At 68.7% G+C, this 11,784-nt stretch carries 9 protein-coding genes and 1 pseudogene; 4 read left to right on the top strand and 6 right to left on the bottom strand.

Annotation, left to right across the window (positions count from 1 at the left end):
• Window positions 1-150 precede the first annotated feature (150 nt).
• Genes ACTIAO_RS09990 through ACTIAO_RS09975 form a run of 4 tightly spaced genes read left to right on the top strand, consistent with a single transcriptional unit; the run spans window position 151 to window position 3,724 of the window.
• Window positions 151-834, top strand: coding sequence for a heme oxygenase (biliverdin-producing) (locus tag ACTIAO_RS09990; protein ID WP_441890295.1), 684 nt, complete (start codon window positions 151-153; stop codon window positions 832-834).
• Window positions 831-1,229 (top strand): hypothetical protein, encoded by a 399-nt coding sequence (locus tag ACTIAO_RS09985; RefSeq protein ID WP_441890297.1) that lies wholly within the window; start codon window positions 831-833, stop codon window positions 1,227-1,229. The genes ACTIAO_RS09990 and ACTIAO_RS09985 overlap by 4 nt, the downstream gene beginning before the upstream one ends.
• Before the next feature lie 11 nt (window positions 1,230-1,240).
• Complete coding sequence (locus ACTIAO_RS09980; RefSeq protein WP_441890299.1) at window positions 1,241-2,809, top strand: Ig-like domain-containing protein; 1,569 nt, start codon at window positions 1,241-1,243, stop codon at window positions 2,807-2,809.
• Window positions 2,810-2,851: 42 nt separating this feature from the next.
• The gene (locus tag ACTIAO_RS09975) at window positions 2,852-3,724 is read left to right on the top strand and encodes a lytic murein transglycosylase (RefSeq protein WP_441890301.1); all 873 of its coding nucleotides are present in this window, start codon (window positions 2,852-2,854) and stop codon (window positions 3,722-3,724) included.
• Window positions 3,725-3,754: 30 nt separating this feature from the next.
• Here ACTIAO_RS09975 and ACTIAO_RS09970 read toward each other — a convergent pair whose 3' ends face one another.
• The 6 genes and pseudogenes from ACTIAO_RS09970 to ACTIAO_RS09945 form a co-directional block, all read right to left on the bottom strand.
• Window positions 3,755-4,549, bottom strand: a complete 795-nt coding sequence (locus ACTIAO_RS09970; protein ID WP_441890303.1) for a heme ABC transporter ATP-binding protein — start codon at window positions 4,547-4,549, stop codon at window positions 3,755-3,757.
• Complete coding sequence (locus ACTIAO_RS09965) at window positions 4,546-5,628, bottom strand: FecCD family ABC transporter permease (protein WP_441890305.1); 1,083 nt, start codon at window positions 5,626-5,628, stop codon at window positions 4,546-4,548. The genes ACTIAO_RS09970 and ACTIAO_RS09965 overlap by 4 nt, the downstream gene beginning before the upstream one ends.
• Window positions 5,625-6,761 (bottom strand): heme/hemin ABC transporter substrate-binding protein, encoded by a 1,137-nt coding sequence (locus ACTIAO_RS09960; protein ID WP_441838864.1) that lies wholly within the window; start codon window positions 6,759-6,761, stop codon window positions 5,625-5,627. Before ACTIAO_RS09960 ends, ACTIAO_RS09965 begins: the two co-directional genes overlap by 4 nt.
• A 5-nt stretch (window positions 6,762-6,766) precedes the next feature.
• Complete coding sequence (locus tag ACTIAO_RS09955) at window positions 6,767-7,633, bottom strand: HtaA domain-containing protein (protein ID WP_441838860.1); 867 nt, start codon at window positions 7,631-7,633, stop codon at window positions 6,767-6,769.
• The gene (locus ACTIAO_RS09950; RefSeq protein WP_441838862.1) at window positions 7,630-10,017 is read right to left on the bottom strand and encodes an HtaA domain-containing protein; all 2,388 of its coding nucleotides are present in this window, start codon (window positions 10,015-10,017) and stop codon (window positions 7,630-7,632) included. The genes ACTIAO_RS09955 and ACTIAO_RS09950 overlap by 4 nt, the downstream gene beginning before the upstream one ends.
• A 103-nt stretch (window positions 10,018-10,120) precedes the next feature.
• Window positions 10,121-11,784 (bottom strand): annotated as a pseudogene (locus tag ACTIAO_RS09945) (hypothetical protein); the annotation flags it as partial.

Here is an 11,784-nt window from a genome sequence, read left to right as displayed (position 1 = left end):
GGGGGGGCGCCCCTGGTGCTGCCCGGCCCGGGGGGGTTCGTGCGGGGGGCGCGCCGGCGACTCCCGGGGGCCCCCGTTTATAAACCCCGTGGGGGGGGGTGGGGGGGCCCCCGCCCCCCACCACCCACCCGTTCACCTGAAGGACGAGGAATGACCACCACCACGACCACTGACACTCCCGCGCTCTCCCAGCGCCTGCGCCAGGTCTCCTTTGGAGGCCACACCGACTCGGGCGACTCAGGACCCTCGCACTACTACGACGCGTACACGCGCGGCGGGCTCACCCCCGAGGGCGCCGCGGCGCAGGCCGTGCATCACTACTACATCTACCGCTCCCTGGAGCAGACGGCCGAGAAACAGCGCGAACGTCTCGGCGACGACTTCGCCTTCTGGCTTCCTGAACTGCATCGTCTGCCTTCGCTCCGAGCAGATCTGGAGCACTGGCTCGGAGACGGCGCCGTTGACCGCATCGAATTCCCGGAGGGCCTGCGCCCGTACACCGATCGCATCGACGAGAACGCCGGCGACTCTCTGCCGCACTACGTCGCACACCAGTACACCCGCTACCTGGCCGACCTCTCGGGCGGGCAGCAGATCGGCGAGATGCACCGCCGCGCATACGGCCTCGAACGAGGTGCCGGAGCGACGTTCTACGAGTTCTCCGAGATCCCCGACCCCGCCGCCTTCAAAGTGCGCTACCGAGAGCTGCTGGATGCCGCATCGTTCAGCGAGGACGAGATCCGTCTCATCGAAGACGAGGTCCGACTTGCGTACCGGATGAACAATCAGGTGTTCGCCGATCTCGACGCACGCTTCGAGGAGTACCGGGCATGACGCGCCTGCGCCCAGCAGCAGCCGCTTCCCTTGTCGTCCTGCTCGCGCTGACCGGTCTCCTCAGCGCCTGTGCACCGGGCGATGACGCATCGACCGCGTCGCCGACGGCATCCGAATCCGTCGAGACTCCCGGCATCTCTCTCGCGGAGCTCGAAGTCGCTGAGGTGGATCTCGCCGTCGGCGATGTGCTGACCGTGCTGGTGGACACTCCCGGTGTGTCATGGCGCGCGGAGAGCTCCGATCCGCTGGTGCTCGAGGTCGATGACCCGGGCAGCGGTGACGCGACCAGGAACGTATCGATCACCGCCGTCGCCGAGGGAAGCGCATCGCTCGTCTTCACCGGCGATGGCGATGAGGCGTACGAGGTCATTCGCGAGCTGGACGTCTCGGAATGAGACGCGGTGGGATGCTGGGGGCGGCAGCACTCGCGGTCGTGCTGATGCTGTCGCCCTCGGCGGCCTTCGCAGCGGATGACGGGGCGGCTGATGACGGGGTGACTGAGGCGATCGGCACGGGGGTCCAGGTGGCGTTCCCGGTGCAGGGCGACACCGCCGTCTACCTGCTCGGCCGGGCTGCTCCGGTCTCGGCGACGGTCACGCCGGCAGGGGCGACCGGAATAGTTGAGTTCTACGACGGCGAAGTGCTGCTGGGATCGGCCCAGGTCGACGGCGAAGGGCGCGCCGCGATCGAGACCGATGACTGGGCCGGTTCCGGCGCGAGGTCGGTGACGGCGCGCTTCCTGCCCGATTCGAGCACCCACCTCCCGTCGGCATCCGCATCGATGACCTACCGTGTCGTCGACACGGATCGCATGGTGCCGGATGTTGTCGTGGGGGAGCCCGTCGCCGAGATCACCGGCGCGACCCTCGATTGGAGCATCGCGAACATCTGGTTCAGCAATTTCTCGGTGGGCTTCGAGCGCCAGGTCCTCTCCGGCGACATCACGCTCCCCGAGTCGTCACCCGGCAGCACCCTCGACGAGCTTCGCGCGTACTACAGCCGGCCGTTCACCTTCCATGGCGGCATCGGGAGCACGGATGCCGCCGGCGCCAGCACCATCTCCTTCAGCGGATCCGCGCAGCTGACCAGCGGATCCGCGAACACCTGGGTCTTCACCGATCCCCAGGTGCTCATCGGCGCCGACGGCGACGGGTACATCACCGCAGAGTTCTCCGGCTTCTACCGGATCGGCAGCCTCGATCAGGCCTACGGTCCCGTGCGAGTTGCGATCGCCACCTTCTCGGGCGCGACCTCGCACCCCGGGGCGGACGGAACGACGGTGCTGCAGACACCCCTGAACTGGGAGGGGCAGGCAGGCGGAGCGGGAACGTGGGCCAACGGCTTCGACTCATCGTTCCCGAACGAGTTCGTCGCGCTGCTGAACCCCGGCATCAACCTGTTCTTCGCGGGCAGCGGGGTCTCCACCGATTCCTCGAAGGAGCCGTTGCCGATCACACTGTCGTACCTGTCGGAACAGATCACGGCTGCGCCGGTCATCGCCTCTTCTCCGCAGAGCATCCATGTCGCCGAGGGCGCGGATGCCGCGTTCACGGTTGATGTCGCAGCGAGCGCGCCGTACTCGGTGCGCTGGCAGCGGTTCAGCGACGGCGACTGGGCCGATATTCCCGGTGCCATCGGAGAGCGTCTGGTGATCGCGGAGGTCAACGCCGTCCAGGATGGCGAGAGGTATCGGGCCGTGGTCACCGGAGACGGATTCGAGCTGTTCTCGGAGCCGGCGGTTCTCACCGTCGCCCTCGCGGCCGAACCGCCCGTGTCCTCCGACGAAGACGGCGGTGACGCCATCGAGGTCGCCACGGGAGGCGCCGCGGATCCTGCTGGCCATGCTTCGGGCTCACGCGACGCGGCTCTCGCGACGACGGGGGCGGAGCCCGCGACGGCGCTGATCGTGGCGGGGATCCTCGGTCTCATCGCAGGAGGCGTTCTTCTCATGCGCCGACGCTCCGCACGAGGATGACGGCACGATGACGACGGCACGATGATGACGGAGGGCGCTCTGATGACAGGCATCCGGGAGGATGACGAGTTCACCGCACTGTGGGAGAGCGCCCCCGATGCCGCGCAGGAGGAGGACCTCCTGCCTCCTGTGCCGGGTCGTCGCAGTGCGGGGCTGATGGCACTCGTGGTGCTCTGCGGATGCGGCGGATTCATCACCATCGCCCTGGCCGTACTCCTTCTCGTCACTGGCCAGGACTCACCGGCGCCGGCCGTCGATCCGTCTCCGGCCATCATCAGCGTCCCCGTCGAGTCGGCACCGACCGATGCACCGTCACCGACCCCGGATCCGGCATCCATGACACCTGCCCCCGTCACCGGGCTGGCGGATCCGCGCTGGGTCGCGCGAGTGTCCGATGCCTCCGGCATCCCGGCACGCGCGCTCGACGCGTATGCGGGAGCCGCGATCGCCGTCTCCGACGTGTACCCGCGGTGCGGACTCGGCTGGAACACGCTCGCCGCGATCGGACTGGTGGAGTCCGACCACGGCGCCGCGCAGGGCGCGGTGCTGGGCGGCGACGGCGTCGTGTCTCCGTCGATCGTGGGCATCGCGCTGGACGGCACGGCGAGCGCGCACATCGCCGACACGGACGGCGGTCGCCTCGATGGCGACCAGGTCTGGGACAGAGCCGTTGGTCCGATGCAGTTCATCCCCGGCACCTGGGAGATCTACGGGCGGGACGGCAACGCGGATGGACGGCGCGACCCCGATCAGATCGACGATGCGGCACTGGCCGCCGCTCACTATCTGTGCGATGTGGGCGGCGACCTCACCGTTGCGCAGAACTGGATCACGGCCGTCGCCGACTACAACCCGAACATCGACTACAACCATCGTGTCGCCGAAGCCGCCGACGTGTACGCCGCGTACGGCTGAGCCTCGCGCGGGGTCGCCCTTCCCGCTGGATCAGAGCGCCCGGCGGGGAATGATGATCGGACGCCCGGTGTCCTCGTCGCGGAACACGCGGACGGGCGTGTCATAGACGTCCTCGACGCGTTCCGCAGTGAGCACCTCGTCCGGGCTGCCGTGGGCGACCAGGCGGCCGTCCGCGAGGATCGCCACCACGTCGGCGTACGCGGCGGCGAGCGACAGATCGTGCAGCACGACGATCACGGCGCGCCCCTCGATCGCGAGGCCCCGCGCGATGCGCAGCACGTCCTCCTGGTGCCGCAGGTCGAGCGCGGCCGTCGGCTCGTCGAGCAGGACGATGCGGGAGTCCTGTGCGAGCACGCGGGCGAGCGAGACTCGTGCCTTCTCGCCTCCGGACAGCGTCGGAAACGCCCGCGAGGCCAGGTGCCGCACGTCCGTGGCGGCGATCGCGTCTTCGATGGCGCGTGGATCGTCATCCGAGCGATCGGTGCCGATCCACGGAGCCCTTCCCATCTCGATCACCTGCTGCGCGGTGAACGAGAACGCGACCTGGTTCGACTGCAGCAGGACGGCCCTGGCTCGGGCGAGTTCCTTCGGGTTCCACTCGCCGAGAGCGCGGTCGTCCAGATTCACGACCCCTGCTGTCGGCGCCAGGTCGCCCGCGAGCAGCCCCAGAAGCGTTGATTTGCCGGCGCCGTTGGGTCCCACGAGAGCGAGCACCTCGCCATAGCGGACGTCCATGCCGACGTCCTCCACGAGGGTGACGCCGCCTACTCGATAGCTCACGGATTCGAGACGCTGGGCGCACCCCAGGCTCAGCTGACGGGTCATCCCCAACCTCCGGCCTGGCGCCGGCTGCGCCGGATCAGCCAGTAGAAGAACGGTCCTCCGATGAGCGAGGTGAGCATGCCGATCGGCAGATCGGATGCGACCACGAGTGTCCGGGCGAGCAGATCGGCCCACACGAGCAGAGCAGCGCCGCCGAGTACTGACACCGTGAGCAGCCAGCGATGGGAGGGGCCGAGGAGCATGCGCACGAGATGGGGCACGACGAGTCCGACGAATGCGATGATGCCGACGAAGGCGACGCCGACGCCGGTCATGAGCGCGACGATCACGACCGAGACGATCCGCAGGCGCTCCACCTTGATCCCGAGGTGGGCCGCGGTGCGGTCGCCGAGCGAGAGCAGGTCGTACTGCGGCGCCAGCAGGAGGGCGACCGCGATCGCCGCGAGTCCGACGACGGCGACGATGAAGACCTCGTCCCAGCGGGATCCGTTGAGGGAGCCGAGCTGCCAGAAGACGATCTGCTCACGACTCTGCGTGTCGCCGAGGAAGGTGATGAGGGCGAGACCCGCACCCGCGAAGGCGTTGATCGCGATGCCCGTGAGCAGCAGTGTGACGACCTCGGTGCGTCCTTGCGCGCGGGCGGTCGCGTACACGACGAAAGTCGCGGCGAGTCCTCCGAGGAAGGCGAAGGCAGCGACGGTCCAGCCGCCGAGGAATGACAGCCCGAAGGTGATCGCCGTGGCAGCGCCCAGCGCCGCACCGGAGGACACTCCGACCACACCCGGCTCGGCGAGGGGGTTGCCGAACACCGCCTGCATCACGCCTCCGGCGACGGCGAGGGCTGCGCCGACGAGCAACGACATGATCACGCGGGGGAAGCGGATCTGCCACAGGGTCTGCTCGATGAGCGGGTCCTCCGGCGCCCACGCGTTATCGATCCCGACGCCGCGCAGGAGAGATCCGATCACCTGGCCCGGGCCGATCGGCAGCTGCCCGAGGCTCGCGGACAGCAGGATGCCGACGGCGAGCAGCACGATCATCACCACGATGACGATGACACGTCTGCTCCAGCGCGATCGGACGCTCGGCCCAGCTTCGATCTGGGTGAGGTCGCGGTTCATTCGTCGTCGGTGCCGGCCGAGTCGGTGCCGACGGAGTCCGGTGCATAGATCGCTCGCGCGAGTGCGTCGACCACCGCTGCCGAACGGGGGCCGAAGGAGAGGATCGCGCCGTCTTCCATATCGACGATGCGGCGTTTCTCACCTGCCGTTGTGAGAGCGACGGCAGGTTTCTCCTGCAGCAGGCCGTCTACGCCGCCGACGGACTCGATGCCGCCCGTCATGGTGAGGATCAGATCGGGGTCGGCTGCGACGAGCGCCTCATCGGTCATCGGCCGCATACCCTCCCAGCCGAGCTCGCCTGCGACGTCCACGCCGCCGAGCGCGGAGATGAGATCGTCCGCCCCGGATTCGGAGCCGAACAGGTAATAGACGCCGGCGTTGCCGCGCAGGTAGAGGAACAGGATCCGCAGGCGGTCCGCCTCGTCGTCGGGGACGAGTTCGGCCACCTCGGCGATGGTCGCATCGATCTCCTGCCCGATCCGTTCGGCCAATTTCTCGCCGGCCTCGGGCGCACCGTAAACGCCTGCCACCTGGCGCACCAGATCCTGGGCGCCCTGGAACGAGGGGTCGTTGTCCACGAACACGACAGTGATGCCGACATCCCGCAACTGCTCGATGACATCGCGCGGGCCGACGGTGCCGTCGGTGATGACGACGTCGGGAGCGAGGGCGATGATCGATTCGGCGTTGACTGTGTGGCCACCGGAGGTGACCCGTTCGAGGTCCTCCGTGCCGGAGAACGTCGTCGACTGGTCGACGCCGACAAGAGTCTCGCCGAAGCCCAGCGCCCAAACGCTCGCCGCTATCGACCCGGCGAGATCCACGGCGACCACGCGCTCGGTCTCGGTGATCTCGAACTGCTCTTCGTCGCCCGTCTGGGTGTAGGAGGTGACGGTCGTGGGCAGCTGCTGCTCAGGATCCGCGGTGATCGGCTCGATCGCCGCGTCGAGCAGCACAGCCGTGGAGGGGCCCTCGTGGGCATGCGGATCCTCGAGCGCCGTGATCTCCGACAGTGCAGGCTGCTGTGACGTGCCCTCTTCGACGGAGCCGTGCACGGTGCCGGAGCATCCGGCCATCAGCACCAGGACGGCGGCGAGGCCTGCGACCAGCGCGACGCGACGCCGCCGGGGCATGACAGTCACTGCGCGTCCGCCGGAGGATCGACGGGGGTGCGGTCCGCGTCCGAAGCCGACTCTGGGGCAGGCCGGGGCCGGCGACCGCCGAGCAGCAGCCCGGTGGTCAGCCCGATGACGATGAGGGCCACGCCGCCGATCACGATCGGCAGCCACGGGATGTCGGTCTCCTCTTCGGCGATCGGTGCGGCAGCGACGGGCTCCTCGGCAACGGGCTCCTCGGAGATCGTCGACACCCCGGTGTCGCAGCCGTCGAGCTCGAGCGTGACGCTCACGGGATCGAGCTCGACCCCGGCCTCGTAGAAGCCCGCGAAGGCCGCAGCGCCTGAGTTCGTCAGCGTCGTCGGCTGCTCGGCGATATCGAGCACGCCGTCTGAAGGGATGAGATCCCCGTCGAGGGTGATATCGCCGACCCACTCCTGGGCGGTGTCGACGGCGACCTCGCCCTCCATGTCGGTGCTGCGGGCGTCGAGCAGGAGAGCGGCGCTGCCGCCGCTCTCGAACTCCACGGTGGGGTTCGCCAGCGTGAGGTCGAGAACGCCGTCGTGTCCCGTGAAGTGCACGGTTCCCACGAAGGACACTGATCCCGTTCCCGTCTCGGGATCGAAGGTTCCGGTGCCGCCGGTCCACACGAACTCGGGCGTCTCGTAGTCGGCGCCGTCAGACGTCTCCCACGACCCGTTCGCGATCGATCCGCTGATGTAGGCCCGGAAACTCTCCTTCACGCCCCAGCTCAGCGTGCTGCCGGTCACCTCGCACGCGGCATCGGAGGTCTGAGCGGATGCTGCGGTCGGAGCGACCAGCAGCGCCGAACCCGCAAGGGCGGCCGCGGCCGCCAGTACGCCGATGCGGGAGACGAGATTCGAGTTCATGCGAAGTCCTTCTGCTGTGTCTGGTTGGAGCGCCGTTGCCGGATCGCCAGCACGCTGGTGCATCCGGCGATGGAGACGAGGCTCAGCGCGATCACCCACCACTCCCAGAGCGCCATGCCGCCCGATGGCAGAGGAAGCAGCGCGGCCGCGGCGGGCGTGGCCACCTCGGGAGCGGCGGAGGAGAACGTCGTCGACGCGGACTTCTTCTCCAGGATGTCGATCTCGGCCCCGGCATCCGCACTTCCCTGCAGAGTGAGGACATGGTCGCCCGTGCCCGAGTCGGGGAGCGTGCCGGACCAGTGCACCTGGCCGTCCTCATCGGCGCTCGCGGCGTCGTCGAGCACGATGGGCTCCGCGTCGGCGCCGCTCGGGTAGAGGACGACGAGTACGCCGCTGTCACCGGGGTCGAAGCCCGACGCCTGCACCTGGATGCGCCCGCCCTCGCGGATCCGGTCGGCGGGCGTGAGCACTTCGAGACCGTCCGTGCTCGGCGGCGTCGCCGCGGCTTCGTAACCGCTCTCGGAGTCGCCCGCCGAGGTGGTGCCGAACGTCTGGCTGCTCGGGGTGCCCACGGTGAAGCTGAGGTCGTTGAAGGTGATGCTGTTCTGGCTGCCGCCTCCGGGGCCGCCGGTGAGCGATCCGCGGACGGCGACTCCCGACCAGGTGACCTCGCCGTTCTCGCCGACCGACTTCGTCGCCGACGACAGGTCCAACGCGTAGGACGAAGAGCCGAAGCTCGCCGTGTTCCCGGTGTGGAGCGTGGCGGAGCCGGGGCCAGATACCGTGATCGACGGATTCGACACGCTGAACATCGTCATGCCGTAGCCCTGGAAGCTGACCACGCCCGAGTAGTTCACGGTCCCCGTCTGCGTCTCGGCGTTCCAATCGCCGCCTTCAGCCTGCGGGAACAGGTAGCCGTCCCCCACGCCGCTGGAGGAGATGGATCCCTTCGCGCAGTGCGAGTATCCGAAACGCTCGATGCCGGCGCAGGTCGTGTAGGCGACGAACGCGCTGGAGACGCCCCAGGTCAGTGAACCGGCGGATGCTGTGCTTCTGGCGCTCGCGGGTGCTGCCTGCTGCTGCGAATCGTTCGTCTCGTTCCCCGCTGGTGTGGTCGGAGGCTCGCTGGTGTCGATGTCGCTCGGCGCGCCGATCGTGAACGTGACGCGATCCAGCGCTTCGCCGGGACTGTAGAACTCGTGCCCCTGATAGGAGAAGAACTGCGCACCGGCACTGGTCAGCGTCGTGGCGGCGCTGCTGAATCGCACGGCGTCCCCGTCCAGCTGCTGCTTCGTGGCGGTGGACAGGTCGATGGTCGCGAACGTGATGGTGGAGCCTCGGTAGTCGATCCGCAGGTCGGCACTGGATGCGCTCGTCACCCGGATCTGCGGGTTCGCGACAGTGTGGTTCAGTGCGCCGCTGTGTCCGTAGAAGGTCGCCTGTCCGGCGTACTGCACGGTGCCGGTCTGCCCGTTCCAGTCGGTGCCGGATGAGGCCTGCGGGAAGGTGAAGACACCGTTGCCGGCAGCCTGCTGCGCTCCTTCGGCCACCGTGATGCGGCCGTTCGCGATGTTCCCGGTGACATAGCTGCGGAAGTTGCTCTTCACGCCCCACTGCAGGCTGCCTTCGGTCGATCGCTCCGTCACGGTGATCGCCACCGGATCGGATGTCGAGTCCGCATACGCTTGGTCATCGGGTGCGAAGTACGCGGTGATGCGGTGGTCGCCGACCGGCAGTTTCGTCCGTAGCGCGGCAGTGCCGTCGGCCGTGCGCACGGCGGCGTCGAGGGGGTCGGCGCCGCGCAGGAACGTGACCGTGCCTGCGATGTCCGGGGTGACCGTCGCGGTCAGCGTGATCTCCTGGTCCGCATATGCCGAGGCGGTGTCGGCGGAGAGCGTGACGATGGCCCTGTCCGGCGCGCCGGTGGGGAACAGCGCATCCCAGTCGATCACGATGTCGGCACGCGCATACAGATTCTCGTCGGTCGGGAACGACCGCGACGGCCATGAGATGACCTCGTACTCGGTCCCGGTGTTCAGATCGGCGGCGGGGACGGCCAGCGTTTCGCTGACCCTGCCGTCGGCGTCGATGTTCGCCGAGATCGCGGCCTGTGTGTCCTCCACTGCCGCCAGATCCGACCCCTTCTCGATCACCGTGAAGTACGCGTGCGGGCCGTCCTGGCCGGGCAGCGCCTCCACATCGCCGTATCCGGCGCCCTCGATCGCGATGTCGATCCGCTCGTTCGGAACCTCGGTCACCCCGGTGGTGAACGACGGGGTCTCGGCCGCACTGGCCGCCGGTGCGGAGGTGATCGGGATGCCGATCGCGACGGCTGTCGCGATGACGAGGGCGAGGGTCTTGCGGGACCACGCGGATCGGGCCACGGAAATCACTTCCTACGGTTCTCGGGGACGTTCTCTCGTACAGCGGGTCGGATGCCTCTCCTCGCGATGAGAGAGGCATCCGACCCTTGGATCACAGCTCGCGTCAGACCTGATCGGCCGTCGCTGAGCGGCGTCGCGCCATCACGAGCACTCCCGCGCCCAACAGCATCAGCAGTGCCGCGGCCGAGAGTGCGATACCTGCTCCGTCGGTGCCGGTCACGGCGAGCTGGCCGTTCGCGGACCCGCCGTCGCCCGTCGCTGCGGTGTCGTTGCCGCCTGCGGTGCTGTTGCCGCCTGCGGTGCTGCCGTTGTCGTCCGCACCGTCGCCGTTGTCGTCGCCGCCTGCGCCGTTGTCGTCGCCTTCGTCGTCGGACCCGCCGGACTCTCCGTCCGCGGCGAGCACCTCGAAGACCGCGCTGTACGACGCGGAGGCGGATGCGAAGGTCACGGTGTGCTCACCGGGCTCGAAGTCCTCGGCGACGGTCCAGGTCGCCTGGGCGATGCCGTCCGCGTCGGCGACCGCAAGGTCCGGGAGCGTGATCGGGTCGGACTCGATCGTGACCTCGAACTCCGTGCCGGCCTCGACAGGGCTCAGCGAGAAGGTGACCTCGTCGCCCTGCGTGACCGAAGTGAGGGCCTCGCCGTCAGCACCGGTCACCGTCAAGACCGGCTCCTCCGGCTGCGGCGCCTCGGGGAAGAGGGCGTCCCAGTCGATGGTGATGTCGGCGCGGGCGTAGAGGTTGGCGTCGGTTGGGAAGGAGCGTGAGGGCCAGGAGATGACCTCGTAGCTCTTCGTCTGGTCGAGCTCCTCAGAGGGGATCGGCAGGACGTCGCTGACGTTGCCGTCTGCGTCGATCGTCGCGGAGATCGCCGACTGGGTGTCGGTCACATCCGAGAGGTCTGCGTCCTTCTCGATCAGCGTGAAGTACGCGTGCGGCTCGCTCTGACCGGGCAGCGCCACGACGTCGCCGTACCCGGAGCCTTCGATCGCGATGTCGATCCGGTCGTTCGCGACCTCGGTCACATCGGTCGTGAACGACGGGACGGCGGGCTGCGGCTCGACCGGCTCGGCGAACGCGAGGGTCGCCTTGGCATCCTGCGTGCGATCGGTCTGCGCCGTGTGGTTCGCTGCCGTGTACACGGCGGTAGCGCCATCGTTCAGCTGCTTGACGGTGTACTCGAGCTCGAAGGTGCCGTCCTCAGACGGCGTCACCAGCGCGGCGCCGTCGCGGCAGCCCAGAGCGAGCTGCCACAGGTCTGCGGGAAGATCGACATCCTCGCAGAGGAACACGTAGAGACCCTGCGCCGGGTTGTAGCCCTCGCCCGAGACGGTGACCGTGTCACCCTCCGGGTCCAGGTCCGTCGCGGGGGCGACGCTCAGCTGCGGGTCCCAGGTCGGCTCTTCCTCGGGGAAGAGTGCCGCCCAGTCGATCGTGATGTCGGCGCGGGCGTAGAGGGTCGCCTCGGTGGGGAAGGAGCGTGAGGGCCAGGAGATGATTTCGTACTCGGCTGTCGCGTCGAGCTCGTCGGCGGGAACGGAGAGCGTGTCGCTGACCGTGCCGTCCTCTGCGATGGAAGCCGAGATGGCGGTGTCGGCCTGGCCGACGTCGGCGAGATCCGAGCCCTTCTCGATCAGGGTGAAGTATGCGTGCGGCTCAGACTGGCCCGGCAGCGCCGGGACATCCTCGTAGCCGCTGCCCTCGATCGCGACATCGATCCGCTCATCGGGGACCTCGGTCACCTCGGCCGTGAACGACGGCACAGCGG

It is taken from the genome of Microbacterium sp. (assembly GCF_052099035.1).
Lineage (GTDB): Bacteria > Actinomycetota > Actinomycetes > Actinomycetales > Microbacteriaceae > Microbacterium.
Note: the sequence above shows the minus strand (reverse complement) of the source record. Positions and strands in the feature narration are given on the sequence as shown.